Origin of the sequence: Inquilinus ginsengisoli, assembly GCF_050434925.1 — a bacterium.
Lineage (GTDB): Bacteria > Pseudomonadota > Alphaproteobacteria > DSM-16000 > Inquilinaceae > Inquilinus > Inquilinus ginsengisoli_B.
This window is the reverse complement of record NZ_JBNDJK010000001.1, coordinates 5,210,295-5,223,663: the sequence shown is the minus strand read 5'-3', so window position 1 is coordinate 5,223,663 and position 13,369 is coordinate 5,210,295. Positions and strand designations below refer to the sequence as shown.

8 protein-coding genes are annotated in these 13,369 nt (G+C 60.7%); 4 read left to right on the top strand and 4 right to left on the bottom strand.

Annotated features, from left to right (window positions below; all coding sequences use genetic code 11):
* Positions 1 to 380 precede the first annotated feature (380 nt).
* The 3 genes from QFZ27_RS24890 to QFZ27_RS24880 all read right to left on the bottom strand — a co-directional run bounded on the left by QFZ27_RS24890 (position 381) and on the right by QFZ27_RS24880 (position 2,930).
* Complete coding sequence (locus QFZ27_RS24890) at positions 381 to 1,649, bottom strand: M20/M25/M40 family metallo-hydrolase (protein ID WP_429229150.1); 1,269 nt, start codon at positions 1,647 to 1,649, stop codon at positions 381 to 383.
* A 178-nt stretch (positions 1,650 to 1,827) separates the two neighbouring features.
* The gene (locus QFZ27_RS24885; RefSeq protein ID WP_429229149.1) at positions 1,828 to 2,262 is read right to left on the bottom strand and encodes an MAPEG family protein; all 435 of its coding nucleotides are present in this window, start codon (positions 2,260 to 2,262) and stop codon (positions 1,828 to 1,830) included.
* Positions 2,263 to 2,291: 29 nt separating this feature from the next.
* Positions 2,292 to 2,930 carry a YqaA family protein gene (locus QFZ27_RS24880; RefSeq protein WP_429229148.1) on the bottom strand — a complete coding sequence of 213 codons (639 nt, stop codon included), beginning with the start codon at positions 2,928 to 2,930 and terminating at the stop codon, positions 2,292 to 2,294.
* Between the two features lie 937 nt (positions 2,931 to 3,867).
* On the opposite strand from QFZ27_RS24880, the gene QFZ27_RS24875 reads away from it, so the two are divergent.
* The 4 genes from QFZ27_RS24875 (at position 3,868) to QFZ27_RS24860 (ending at position 11,332) form a co-directional block, all read left to right on the top strand.
* On the top strand, positions 3,868 to 6,309 hold the full coding sequence (locus QFZ27_RS24875; protein ID WP_429229147.1) for a type I restriction-modification system subunit M: 2,442 nt from the start codon (positions 3,868 to 3,870) through the stop codon (positions 6,307 to 6,309).
* Between the two features lie 148 nt (positions 6,310 to 6,457).
* Positions 6,458 to 7,552 carry a restriction endonuclease subunit S gene (locus QFZ27_RS24870; protein WP_429229146.1) on the top strand — a complete coding sequence of 365 codons (1,095 nt, stop codon included), beginning with the start codon at positions 6,458 to 6,460 and terminating at the stop codon, positions 7,550 to 7,552.
* Positions 7,549 to 10,617, top strand: coding sequence for a type I restriction endonuclease subunit R (locus QFZ27_RS24865; RefSeq protein ID WP_429229145.1), 3,069 nt, complete (start codon positions 7,549 to 7,551; stop codon positions 10,615 to 10,617). Before QFZ27_RS24870 ends, QFZ27_RS24865 begins: the two co-directional genes overlap by 4 nt.
* Positions 10,607 to 11,332 carry a M48 family metallopeptidase gene (locus QFZ27_RS24860; RefSeq protein ID WP_429229144.1) on the top strand — a complete coding sequence of 242 codons (726 nt, stop codon included), beginning with the start codon at positions 10,607 to 10,609 and terminating at the stop codon, positions 11,330 to 11,332. The genes QFZ27_RS24865 and QFZ27_RS24860 overlap by 11 nt, the downstream gene beginning before the upstream one ends.
* A gap of 1,185 nt (positions 11,333 to 12,517) precedes the next feature.
* Here QFZ27_RS24860 and QFZ27_RS24855 read toward each other — a convergent pair.
* The gene (locus QFZ27_RS24855) at positions 12,518 to 13,282 is read right to left on the bottom strand and encodes a CRISPR-associated helicase/endonuclease Cas3 (protein WP_429229143.1); all 765 of its coding nucleotides are present in this window, start codon (positions 13,280 to 13,282) and stop codon (positions 12,518 to 12,520) included.
* Positions 13,283 to 13,369: the final 87 nt, after the last annotated feature.

Here is a 13,369-nt window from a genome sequence, read left to right as displayed (position 1 = left end):
GCGGGAGCCCTCACGGGCTCGCCCGCTCCCGCTGAGGCCGGACCTGCAAGCTGACGAGCAGATGATTGGGATCGATCGATCCAAGCCGGGAGACACTCCGTGCAATCCAGTGGCGCCTCAACGTCTCGCCCCTGTCTGGAACTCCCGCCGTGGATATCATCTTGGCCAGCGGTCATCGCGACCGCACTCAACAGGCCGGACATATGGATGCTAGCGATCCGCTCCCTGACCATGCCCAAATGCCTTGCAGGCAGGGGGCCGTCCACATATGGATTGCCGGGTCAAGCCCGGCAATGACAATAAAATTTAGTTCAGCACCTAGATCTGCAACCCGAAAAGCTTACCGGGCACCCGCGGGTGCCCTCCATTGACAACGGGCCTTACTCCATTCCCGCGGCGGCCAGGATGGTCGCGAGGCTGGTCGCCATGCCCTTGACCATCGGCTCCTTCTCGATGTCGAGCCATTCGTCGAGCGAATGCGACCGGCCGTTCTTGTCCGGCCCGTTCTTGCCCAGGGTCACGGCGGGGATGCCGAGGCTCCAGGGGATGTTGGAATCGTTCGACCCCTCGCGCGGCCCCTTGAACTCGTAGCCCGCGGCCATGATCGACGCCTTGGCCAGCTGGAACAGCGGCTCGGTCTCGGCGATGGTGCCCGCCGGCCGGTCGCCGATCACCGTGGCCTCGACCGTGATCTTGCCCTCCTTGGTGGAGCGGGCGAAGTTCTCGGTGTCCGCCGCCTGCTGGATGATGTCCAGCAGCCGCTTTTCCATCTTGGTCAGCTCCGCGGCGTCGCCGGACCGCATGTCGACCTCCATCGACACCTCGAGCGGGATCGAGTTGACCGAGGTGCCGCCCTTCAGCACGCCGACATTGTAGGTCACCTTCGGGTCGGTCGGAACCTCCGTCCGGGCCAGCAGCGAGATCGCCTCGGCCAGGGCATAGCTCGGATTGACCAGGCCGAAGGCGCCGAAGCTGTGGCCGCCCGGCCCCTTGAAGGCGATGCGGTAGCGCTTCGACCCGACGCCCTGATTGGTGAAGGTGTCCGCTGACCCGCCCTCCATCGAGAAGAAGCTCTTGATGCGGTCCTTGTACTTGCCCTCGGTGAACAGGTGGCGGACGCCGCGCAGGTCGCCCAAGCCCTCCTCGCCCACCGTGCCGACGAACAGGATGGTGTCCTTGTGCCTGATCCCGGCCGCGTCCATGGCGCGGATATAGGACAGCAGCGCCGCCAGGCTGAAGGTGTCGTCGCTGACGCCCGGCGCGTTCAGCCGGGTGCCGTCGCGCCGGACGGTGACGTCGGTGCCCTCCGGGAACACGGTGTCGAGATGGGCGGAGACCACGACGACGCGGTCGTCGGCGCCCGTGCCGCGGCGCAGCCCGAGGACGTTGCCCTCCTCGTCGATCTCCACCTCGGCCAGGCCGGCGCCCTTGAACAGCTCGGCATAGGCCTTCCCCCGCGCCTCCTCCTTGAACGGCGGGGCCGGAATCTCAACGAGCTTGATCCCCTCCGCGACATAGGGCTCGTAATTCTTGTCGATGTGCTCGACGGCGGCCTTGTAGGCGGCGCTGTCCCGCACCTTCTGGATCTGCGCCGTCGCCTGGGTCGCCGCATCCTCGGCGAAGGCCGGCAGGGCCAGGCCGACGGCCATCGCGGCGGCCAGAACCGCTAGACTTGGCACAACCGACAGGCTCGGCAGAATCGATATGCGTTGCAGAAACGACATGCGTGGGTCCCCTCCCTGACATTCTGTATACCGGGAACGCTACCACTTGTCAGACAAGCGTCAAGCCATGATCGAGATTATTCCGGCGCGAGCCGGCGCGGGCTCACGCCGGCCCCACCCCCGCCGTCAGGATGCGCAGGGCGAAGATGACCCACATCGCCAGCAGCAGCACGAAGCCGGCGGCGTAAGCGCCGAAGCGCGGGCCCAGGCGGTTGGCGCCGGTGTGCACCGCCACATGCAGGATGCGGCTGGCGACGAACAGCCAGGACATCACCACGAACGGCAGGTCCGCCTTCCTGGTCATCATCGCCAGGATCACCAGCACGAAGAACAGCAGCGGCAGCTGCAGCTGGTTGTGGAAGCTGTTCGCGATCTGGGTGGCCCGCGCCGGCCAGGCCGGCTGGCCGAGGATGATGTCGCCGGTGCGCACCTCGCCCCGCCGCAGCGCGCCGGCGCGCTCCCGCAGCAGCCAGACCGCCAGCAGGAAGATCAGCGCCACCTGGACGAAGACCGGGAGGAGGATGGCTTGCACGGTCATGGCCGGAGTCTCCGCGGCTCGGGCGGCCGTCACACCTGGGTCATCACCGCGAAGCCGAGGGCGACCAGCACGAGGAATCCCCAGAAGGCCCAGTTCAGGTACTTCTCGAGGTAATACCGCACCTGCTCGCCATAGATCCGCATCAGCACCGCGATCAGGAAGAAGCGCAGGCCGCGCGAGACGATCGAGGACAGGATGAAGGGCACGATCGGGAACTGGGCCACGCCGCTGGTGATGGTGACCAGCTTGTAGGGGATCGGCGTCACCCCCTTGGCCAGGATGATCCAGCTGCCCCATTCGGCGTATTTCTGCTGGAACTCGTGGAACCCGGCCTGCAGCCCGTAGAGGTTGATCAGCCAGGACCCGACCGTCTCGAACAGGAAATAGCCGATGGCGTAGCCGACCAGGCCGCCCAGCACCGAGGCCACGGTGCACAGCCCCGCCAGCCACCACGCCCGCCGCGGATTGGCGAGCATCATCGGGATCAGCACGACGTCGGGCGGGATCGGGAAGAACGAGCTCTCGGCGAAGGACACGCCGGCCAGCGTCCACTGCGCCCGCGGCCCGTGCGCCGCCCGGATCAGCCGGTCATATTGCCGCCGGATGAACCCCGGCCGCTCGACCCCCGCCTGCCCGCCTCCGGCCTGAAGACCCCCGTCCTGCACCACGCGCCGCTCCCCTGCCCCGATCCCTCGTGCCATGGTCATAGACGGCGGCCGGGCCGGTGTCACGGGCGGGAATGGGGCGTCGCCCGAACGGCTGATGGCGACGAGCCCGTGATCAGGCTCTCATGCAGGAGAACCGTCATTGCGAGGAGGCGAAGCCGACGAAGCAATCCATGCCGCCGCCCCTGCGGCCCTGGATGACTTCGCCCCGGCGGCGCCGCCGCCGGGGCGACCGGAGGACGATGGAGGCTTGTCCAGGTAGTCCATGGAGGGGACCCGTGCCGGAGCGGAGTGCCCACAGGAAGCAACGCAGCGCAGGCGCGGGGAGGCGCTGTGGGCCCACCTGGGCAAGCCGAGTCTCGGCAGGGCGCAACCGGCAGGACCAGGATCGAAACAGCGACCGCTCTTCAGATCCGGCCTTTCAAGGTCGGATCGTTCCAACTGCCGAAATTCAAACGCCGCCCTGACGCGTGCGAACCTTTGCCGTCATCCGCGAACCATCTGGCTACCCTGAACCGGACATTCCCCAGCGCTGCCGCGGCTCCCGAAACCGGTCGTGAGAGCCCGAGCCGGTTCGTCGGGCTGCTTGAACCTATCCAAATCGTCCTCGGTTACCAGTGACGGATCTGCCCGCCACCCGCTATGCTCCTTCCGATCCAGCGCTGCCATTTTTGGCCAGTTCAGCCGTAGAGTGACATATTGAGGAATCGCCTCGGGTGAGACATGCACACGCTATCGGCCGAGGACGCGAGGTACGATTTTTTGGCCGTCTGATCGATACGGCTCGGGCTGAACCCGTGACGGTCGAAAAGCATGGGCGAGTGGTGATTGTCGTTCGCGCGGCCGAGGGGTATGAGCGGTTTGAGCGGTTGAAGACGATCGAGTCGCGGATGGCTCTGAGGGCTGGCGCTGGCAACAAGGGATAGGTTCGGGGGCGGCAGTGGCGGTCAAAAAGTCGGAAATCTACAGCTCGCTGTGGGCGAGCTGCGATGCGCTTCGCGGCGGAATGGATGCGTCGCAATACAAGGATTACGTTCTTGTGCTGCTTTTCGTGAAATACGTCTCGGACAAGTATGCAGGTGATCCTAACGGGCTGATTGAGATCCCTGCAGGCGGCAGCTTCGCCGATATGGTGGCGCTGCGCGGCGACAAAGAGATCGGCGACAAGATCAACATGATCATCTCGAAACTCGCCGAGGCGAACGACCTCAAGGGCGTGATTGATGTCGCCGACTTCAACGATCACGATAAGCTCGGCTCGGGCAAGGAGATGGTCGATCGCCTCTCCAATCTGGTGGCGATCTTCAACCGACCGGAACTCGATTTCCGCAGGAATCGCGCCGAAGGCGATGACATCCTCGGTGACGCCTACGAATACCTCATGCGCCACTTTGCGACGGAGTCGGGCAAGAGCAAGGGGCACTTCTATACCCCGGCTGAGGTTTCGCGGATCATGGCCAAGGCTATCGGGATCAACGGTGCCCGAAGCGCCGCGCAGACGATTTATGACCCAACCTGCGGCTCTGGATCGTTGCTCTTGAAGGCGCACGACGAGGCGCCCTACGACCTGACGATCTATGGTCAGGAGAAGGATGTCGCGACCCGTGCGCTAGCGAAGATGAACATGGTGCTGCACGACTGCCCGACGGCCGAGATCTGGCGCGACAACACCCTATCTACACCGCATTTCGTCAACAATGACGGCAGCCTCAAGACCTTTGATTTCGTCGTCGCGAATCCGCCCTTCTCTGACAAAGCCTGGGGTACCGGGCTCGATCCTGCCAATGATCAGTTCAAGCGCTTCGCCGATGGCGTGCCGCCCGTAAAGAATGGCGACTATGCCTATCTCCTCCACGTCATCGGCTCGCTGAAGTCGACCGGCAAGGGCGCGATCATTCTACCGCACGGCGTGCTATTTCGCGGCAATGCCGAAGCCGAGATCCGCAAGAAGATCGTCAAAAGAGGCTATATCAAGGGAATCATCGGCCTGCCAGCGAACCTGTTCTATGGCACCGGCATCCCGGCCTGCATCATCGTTATCGACAAGGAGAACGCCCACGCGCGCGCAGGCATCTTCATGATCGACGCCTCAAAGGGCTTCGTGAAGGACGGCAACAAGAATCGGCTGCGCGCGCAGGATCTGCACAAGATCGTCGACGCCTTCACCAAGCAGCTCACAATCGACAGATACTCGCGAATGGTGCCGCTGGCGGATATTGAGAAGCACGATTTCAACCTCAATATCCCTCGGTACATCGACTCGTCCGAACGCGAAGACCTTCAGGACATCGAGGCGCATCTCAAGGGTGGCATTCCCATGCGTGATCTCGATGCGTTGGCCGCCTATTGGGCGGAACTGCCGTCGATCCGTGACGAGCTGTTTGCCCCCGGCGATCGGCCCGGCTATGCGAGCCCGAAGGTGGAGCCCCTGGCCGTCAAGCCGACGATCCTGAACCATCCCGAATTTGCCGCCTATTCGGCGAAAGTCGCCGGCGCGTTCGTGGGCTGGCGCGCAGCGCATCTGGAACGCCTCAAGGGTATCGCCGTCGGCGACAGGCCGAAGGTACTGATCGAGGAGATCGCCGAGGATCTATTGGCCCGCTTCGCCGAGGCTCCGCTGATCGACAAATACGATGTCTATCAGCACCTAATGACTTATTGGGCGGAAACCATGCAAGACGATGTCTATGTCGTCGCGCAGGAGGGCTGGGCGGCGGCGCGGCAAATTCGCGAACTGGTGAAGAACGCAGAGGGCAAATTCACCGAGACGCCCGATGTCATCGTCGGCCGCCAGAAGCTGAAGGCCGAACTCATACCGCCCGCGCTGATCGTGGCGCGGTTCTTCGCGAAAGAACAGGCGGCGCTGGAAGCCCTGGAAGGGAGGGCCGAGGAGATCGCCCGCGCCATCGAGGAGATGGACGAGGAGCATGGCGGCGAGGATGGCCTGTTGTTCGAGGCCAAGACCGAAAAGGGCAAGCTGACGGCGAAAAGCGTGAAAGACCGCCTGAAGGAGATCAAGGGCGACACGGTGGCGGATGAGGAACGCGCGGCGTTGACCGCCTGCCTCCATCTGATCGAACAGGAAAAGAAAGCCTCCGACGCGGCCAAGGAAGCGAATACTTCGCTTGATACGAAAATCGTCGGGCATTATGCAAAACTTACCGATCCGGAAATTAAGATTCTTCTAGTTGAAGAAAAATGGCTGGCGATGCTGCAAGCCGACATTACGGGCGAACTCGATCGGGTCGGCCAGGGACTAACCGAGCGGGCGAAACTTCTCACCAAGCGCTACACCACGCCTTTGTTGACGCTGTCGGCGGATGTAGAGACCTTGAGCGCAAAGGTCGATGCGCATCTCAGGAAAATGGGGTTCGCCGCATGACGAAGAACGTACGTATAACGTCAAGCTGTAGCCAGACCAACGGATCCCTGCCCCCCCGGATTGGGATTCCGCACCTCTGGATAACTTCATTTCGTATATTTCTTACGGTTTTACCAATCCAATGCCGTCAGTAAGTTCTGGCGTTTACATGATAACCGCTGCTGATGTTACAAATGGACGAATAAATTATGAAACGGCTCGATATACGACAGCTCAGGCATTTCATGAATTGTTAACGGCTAAAAGTAAACCTAAGAAGAATGATATACTTTTGACTAAAGATGGAGCGCTTGGTCGCCTCGCTTTAGTTGGTGACGAAACTATTTGCGTTAATCAGTCAATAGCAGTATTGCGCGCAAACAAAAAAATTATGCCAGAATTTTTGAAGAGTCTTCTCGAAGCAGATACCTATCAAAATAAGATGATCGAGGATGCCGGCGGTAGTACAATAAAGCATATTTATATTACTATTGTGAATTTAATGCCGATCGCTGTACCTCGTAAGCTTTCCGAGCAACACGCAATCGCTGCCGCGTTGAGCGATGCTGATGCGCTGATTGCCTCATTGGATGCGCTGATCGCCAAGAAGCGCGATCTCAAGCAGGCCACAATGCAGCAACTCCTCACCGGCAAAACCCGCTTACCGGGCTTCAAGGGCAAGTGGGAAACCAAGCCGTTGGGGGACGTAAGTGTCGTCGACCCTGAAAACTTGAGCGCGAGAACGAACCAACACTATGCGTTTAAATATATTTCTCTGGAAGACGTCAGTTTGGGTGAACTTATCAGTTTTTCTCAATTAAGATTCTATTCTGCGCCGTCACGAGCACGTCGGAAAATCATCCCTGGCGATATTCTCGTTTCGACAGTCCGCCCCAATCTGCAATCGCACCTTCTGTTTCTAAATGAATCTCCGGATTGGATATGCTCGACAGGTTTCTCTGTCGTTCGGTGTGTTTCTGAAAAGAGTCATTCCGGCTACATCTTTCAACATTTCTTCGGCCATGTGATTTCCGAGCAAATCGGAAAGCTGATTACCGGCTCAAACTATCCGGCGATAAGCAGCAACGATGTTCGTGCTTTGCAAATTCCAATGCCTGCTATCGACGAACAGGCTGCAATTGCCGCCATCCTCTCGGAAATGGACGCCGAACTCGCCGCCCTGGAATCCAAGCGCGAAAAGGTCCGCGCCCTGAAGCAGGGCATGATGCAGGAGCTTTTGACTGGGAGGATCAGGCTGATATGAGCACCGTCGGTCAGATCGAGAAAAAGACGCAGGCGCGCGTCGTTGCGCTGTTCCGCGACCAGCTCGGCTACAACTATCTCGGCAACTGGATCGACCGCGAGAGCAACCGCAACATCGAAGAAGCGCATTTGCGCCCCTTCCTCAAGGCTCGAGGCTATGACGACGCGTTGATCAATCGCGCACTATTCGAAATCCAGAAGGTCGCCACCGACCAGTCGCGCGGCCTCTACGACATCAACCGCTCAGTCTACGATCTTCTGCGCTATGGCGTGAAGGTGAAGGCTGAGATCGGCGAAAACACGCGGACCGTCTGGCTAATCGATTGGGCGAACCCGCAGGCCAACCACTTCGCGATTGCCGAAGAGGTCGCGATCAAACCCGCCAGTTCCGATGCTATGGCGCAGGCTTACGGCAAGCGTCCGGACATCGTGCTCTATGTAAACGGCATCGCGCTCGGCGTTCTGGAATTGAAGCGCTCCACCGTCTCGGTGTCCGAGGGCATTCGCCAGAATCTTGACAACCAAAAGAAGATCTTCATCCAGCACTTCTTTACCACCACGCAGCTGATCATGGCGGGCAACGATACGGAGGGCATGCGCTACGGCTCGATTGAAACCCCAGAGAAGTATTATCTCACCTGGAAGGAGCCGAGCCCGGTCGAAAATCCGCTTGATCGCGGCCTTTTACAAACCTGCAGCAAGGCGCGGTTCCTCGAGCTGATCCATGATTTTCTGGTGTTCGATTCGGGCGTCAAGAAGCTCTGCCGCCAGAACCAATATTTCGGCGTGAGGGCCGCGCAAGATCACGTGAGGCGACGCGAAGGCGGCATTATCTGGCACACGCAAGGTTCGGGCAAAAGCCTGACCATGGTGTGGCTGACGAAATGGATTCGCGAACACGTCAAAGACGCCCGCGTCCTGATCATCACCGACCGCACGGAACTCGATGAGCAGATCGAGAAGGTCTTCAAGGGCGTGAACGAGGAGATCGTCCGCACTAAGAGCGGCGCCGATCTGATCGCCAAGCTGAACGACACAAATCCGTGGCTGTTGTGCTCGCTGATCCATAAGTTCGGCGGCAAGGACGACGGCGACGGAGAAGGCGATATCTCAGGCTACATCGAGGAGATGCGAAAGGCGCTGCCAGTTGGCTTCGGACCCAAAGGCGACATCTATGTCTTCGTCGATGAATGCCACCGCACGCAAACCGGCGAACTGCACAAGGCGATGAAGGCGATTCTGCCCAACGCCATGTTCATTGGGTTCACGGGAACACCGCTGCTGAAGGCTGACAAACAAACCAGCATCGAGGTGTTCGGCCCCTATATCCACACCTACAAGTTCGACGAAGCGGTGGGCGATGGCGTCGTACTCGATCTTCGCTATGAAGCGCGGGACATCGATCAGAACATCACGTCGCAGAAGAAGATCGATCAATGGTTCGAGGCCAAGACCAAAGGCCTGACCGATCTTGCGAAGGCTCAGCTGAAGCAGCGCTGGGGCACGATGCAAAAGGTGCTCTCATGCCAGTCGCGGCTTGAGAAGATCGTCGCCGATATCCTGCTCGACATGGAGACCAAGGACCGCCTGAGGAGCGGACGCGGCAACGCCATGCTGGTGTCGTCGAGCATCTATCAGGCATGCAAGTTCTATGAGCTGTTCGACAAGACCGGTCTGGCGGGCAAGTGCGCGATCGTCACCTCCTACAAGCCGTCGCCTGGCGACATCAAAGGGGAGGAAAGCGGTGAAGGGCTGACAGAGCGGCTTCGCCAATTCGATATCTACAACAAGATGTTGGGCGGCCAGGACCCCGACAAGTTCGAAAAGGACGCCAAGAAAAAATTCGTCGACGAGCCCGGTCAGATGAAGTTGCTGATCGTTGTGGACAAGCTGTTGACCGGCTTCGATGCCCCGTCTGCAACCTATCTCTATATCGACAAGCAGATGCGGGATCACGGACTGTTTCAGGCCATTTGCCGGGTCAACCGCCTCGATGGTGAAGACAAGGAATACGGCTACATCATCGACTACAAGGATCTCTTCATGAGCCTTGAAACTTCGATCCACGACTACACCGTGGGCGCACTTGATGGCTATGCCAAGGAAGATGTTGCCGGCCTATTGACCGACCGGCTCGAAAAAGCCCGGGAGCGGCTCGACGAAGCTCTTGAGACAATCAAGGCGCTGTGTGAACCGGTCGAGGCACCACGCGATACGCCTGCCTATATCCGCTTCTTCTGCGCCGCGGATACGAGCGAAAAGACCGCGCTCAAGGATAACGAACCGAAGCGCCTCACGCTTTACAGGCTGGCTGCCTCCCTGATGCGGGCCTATGCCGACGTGGCAAGCGAGATGGCCGAGGCCGGCTATTCCGATGCCGAGATCGCGGCGATCAAGACGGATGTCGATCACTTCGAGAAGGTTCGCAATGAGGTGAAACTGGCGAGCGGCGATTACATCGATCTCAAGATGTATGAGCCGGCAATGCGGCACCTGATCGATACCTATATCCGGGCTGAGGAGAGCGAATTGATCTCCGCCTTCGACGATATGTCGTTGATCCAGCTCATCGTCGAACGCGGCGCGGACGCGGTGGATGCGCTGCCGAAGGACATCCGGGAAAGCAAGGAAGCGGTCGCCGAAACCATCGAGAATAACGTTCGCAAGCTCATCATCGATGAAGCGCCGATCAATCCGAAATACTACGAGACAATGTCGGAGCTTCTGGATGGGTTGATTGAGCAGCGTAAACAGCAGGCAATTGATTACGAGAGGTATCTGGCCGCGATCGTCGAACTCACAAAAAAGACAAAGAACCCGGCAACTGGAGCAACTTATCCAGCCGCAATGAATACGGCGGCCAGGCGCGCGCTCTACGACAACCTCAGCAAGGACGAGGCTCTTGCTGCCGCGATCGATGCCGAGATAAGCAGGACGAAGAAGGACGATTGGCGGGGAAACCGATTCAAGGAAAGGGAAGTCCGAAATGCAATCCGCAGGCACCTTTCTGATCCGGCACAGATCGATCTGATTTTCGATCTGGTGAGAAGCCAGCATGAATACTGAATCGCGCCAGATCACCGTCGCTGGCTTGCGCGTCGACGTGGTCCGGAAGCCGATCAAGAACCTCCATCTTGGGGTCTATCCCCCCCACGGGAGAGTGCGGGTTGCCGCACCGCTCGCCGTAAGCGACGAAGCCGTGCGTCTGGCGGTTGTCACCCGAATGGCTTGGATCAAGCGCCAGCGCGCAAAATTCGACTCACAACCGCGACAGTCCCAACGCTCATTTATATCGGGCGAAAGCCACTATTTTCTCGGACAGCGCTATCGCCTCAGCTTGATTGATGCCGCGCCCGCCGGACGTGTTCACGTGCGCAACAATCGTACTCTCGAGTTGCATGTTCGGAGTGGTAGCGATCGTGCGGCCCGAGAGCGGGTGTTCCTAGGGTGGTACCGCCAAGAACTGCGGTTGCATGCGGCGCCGCTCATCGAAAAATGGGCCGCTGCGATGGAGGCCCCTATACCTGTTTGGGGCATCAAGAGAATGAAAACAAAGTGGGGGACCTGCAGCATAGAATCTCAGCGTATCTGGTTAAATTTGGAACTGATCAAGAAGCCGTCGCGGTGCATAGAGTACATTGTGGTTCACGAGCTTACTCATTTTTTTGAGCGTCACCATTCAGAGCAGTTCGTGGCTCGGATGGACCAAGCGCTGCCACAATGGCGATCGTTGCGCGACGAATTGAACGCCGAACCCCTCGCGCACGAAGAGTGGGACTAGCAGTGATCTAACGACCGGCCAGTCGGAACCCTACAACTTCAGGCAGGTTGAAATCCGACGTCCTGGCCCCCAGCCGACGGTGCTCGATTGGCGGCAGATGCCCCAGGACCAGGACCAGGACTAGGCGTTGGGCAACAGGAGCCGCCGGCCCGGACGTTGGACGGGCTATAGATCGCCGCGGCCAAGAAGGGCCTGGCTGCCTTCTACGGCGTCACCGAGGACGCCATTGAGATCATCATCCGCGGATGAGGACAGGTCATCGGTGCTGACGCGTCGGGCATCGGCACCGATCACCCACATGCAGAAAAGACGAGACGATGCCCCACAGACGTTGAGCGCATTCTTAAGGAGGGGCGGGGCTACATAGCGAAGGCTAAGAATCCACACTGACCGTCACCGGTCGCGCGCGTTGTGCGTCCAGTCGTTCACTACCCGAGCGAATGGGAGTCGCGTGCGGTCGTGTCCGGTTCGGTGGGCCGGACGCGACGGCTGATCTCGGGCGCGCTCTAAGATGAGGGTTGACCACCAAGGGCCGGATTTCCACGGGTTCGAGGGATGTCCGGTGTCCGGGCTCCGACGCGATAACCGCACATGGCGCGCTTGGATCAAAAGGCCACCGCGCGTGCTGAACGCTTCCGCGCCAGATGCGGTCCTCCATCTTGCAAACGAAGCGCTCCGTCCATACCTAGATGCAATCGGGTCGATAAGCGACACCGCCGCTGGCTAGTCCCGCGGTGGTTGATGCCCTGAGCAAATCGGGGACCGCCGCCAATCCCGCGCATTTTGCGTGGGTGAGGTCGCGCGCTCCCCGGTCCATCGCGCGATCTCCTAACTCGGGCCCACGAGAGGAAGTACGGCGATGGCTTTCAAGCATCCACACACAGCCCGGCGCGTGCGAGCCGCGAGAACTAATGCGTCGGTGAAGTCGATCGCGGCCGCGATCGAGGACACTTTCGACCTCCCGCGCGGCAGCATCCGGATCATCGCACCTTCGGGAAGGAAGATCCGCCGCGACGCCAGAGTTGGACGGGTACGGCGGCTCTGGGGCTGAGGATCTGGCAGGGTGGTTTGTTGCCGCCCTGCCAGCCGACCCATCGATTAGCCAGATTTCGACCGCGTGTCCGCTTCGGAGATGCTACGGCAATGTCCGCTTTGGCGCGTTCCCGACGAGCGAGGCTAGCGCGTTTAGAAGCAGCGGACGTCCGTGCCGTTGCATCCGGCCGCGACCGCCCCGGCGCGGCTTGGCGGCGGTGCCATGGAGTTCGAGGTCTCAGGATCAGCTATCCCGATCAATTGGGGAATCCTGCGCCATTGCGCGATCGAATCGATGCCGGCGGCTGCGCGCCAGACCTCCGGAAAATCGATGTCGACACCGGCCTCGATCAGCGACGCCGCCACCAGCCGTACCGGCTGCGCTTCGCGCAGCCTGTCGCGCAGGCCGGCCAGCACCTGCCGGCGGTGGCGCGGGCACATCGGCGTGGAGAGGTGGATGGCGCCCGGCAGGTCGCGGATCGCCGCGAACAGGCGCTGCGCATGGTCGCGCCGGTTGACGATGCACAGCATCCGGGGCTGCCCGGCTAAGCGCTCCGCGATCACGGCATCGGCGACCGGCTCCGGCATCCGCTCGACCGCGACACGTTTCAGCCGGCGGTAGAGACCCTGCGGATTGGGGGCGAGCTCGCGCGTGTCGTTTATCGCGAGCCCATCCTTGAAATCATCGGCCGCCCGCAGCGCCGGCTGGGTCGCGGTGCACGGCACGATGTTGGTGCCGTAGTGCCGCGCCAGTTCGTCGAATGCCGCCATGCAGGGCCGCAGCAGGTGCGCCATGGTCTGCGCCTCGTCCAGCACGACGACGCTGCCGGCGATGTCGTGCCGCTTGCGGCAGCGCGACGGGCGGTCGGCGAACAGGCTCTCGAAGACCTGCACCGCCGTGGTGACGACGACCGGCACGTCCCGGTTCTCCGCCGCCCGCTGCAGCTTGGCCAGCGCGTCCGGCGCCTCGTCGTCGGGCCGGAGAGGGCCGCGCGCCCGCTCCCA